Genomic DNA, 717 nt, shown 5'->3' on the forward strand with positions numbered 1-717 from the left:
CATACGCCCTATAAAAGCGAGACTGCCATCAGGTAAATAACGTACCAAATCACCTGTGCGATATAAGCGGGGGCTGCTGCTAGGTGAATTACTATCATAAAAAGGGTTTACGATAAAACGCTCAGCCGTCAATTCTGGCTTATTAAGGTAACCTCTAGCTAAGCCAACGCCTCCAATATACAGCTCCCCTGTCAAGCCTGGTGGCAGCAATTGCTGTTGTGCATCTAGCACATAAAGTTGCGTGTTTTGAATAGGATGGCCAATAGGAATACTGAGCATCTTTTCGTCATAACCTGCACAATCCCAAAACGTAACATCTATTGCGGCTTCAGTAGGGCCGTAAAGATTGTGTAGCTCTGACTGAATCCCTTTATTGCGAAACAAAGCAACCATTTCAGGCGGTAGTGCTTCTCCACTACAAAATACTTGAGTAATGGAAGAGCATGTTTGCAACTCACCTAAACTCAACATGTTATGCAACATAGAAGGTACGAAGTGCAGCTTAGTTACTCCCGTATTACGAATAAGCTCACACAAATACGCAGGATCTTTGTGTCCTTCTGCTTTTGCCAAAACTAAAGAGGCACCTTGAGTCAATGGCCAAAAAAACTCCCAAACAGACACATCAAAACTAAAAGGTGTCTTTTGTAAGATACGATCCTTAGGTAAGCACCCATATACTTTATCCATCCACTGTATTCGGTTGGCCAAAGCTTT

1 protein-coding gene is annotated in these 717 nt (G+C 42.8%); it reads right to left on the bottom strand.

Annotated features, from left to right (window positions below):
* A partial coding sequence (locus tag L1077_RS27190) for an AMP-binding protein (RefSeq protein WP_343222331.1) occupies nucleotides 1-711 on the bottom strand: 711 nt, incomplete at its 3' end.
* Nucleotides 712-717: the final 6 nt, after the last annotated feature.

It is taken from the genome of Pseudoalteromonas luteoviolacea, assembly GCF_021654285.1.
GTDB classification, from domain to species: domain Bacteria; phylum Pseudomonadota; class Gammaproteobacteria; order Enterobacterales; family Alteromonadaceae; genus Pseudoalteromonas; species Pseudoalteromonas luteoviolacea_J.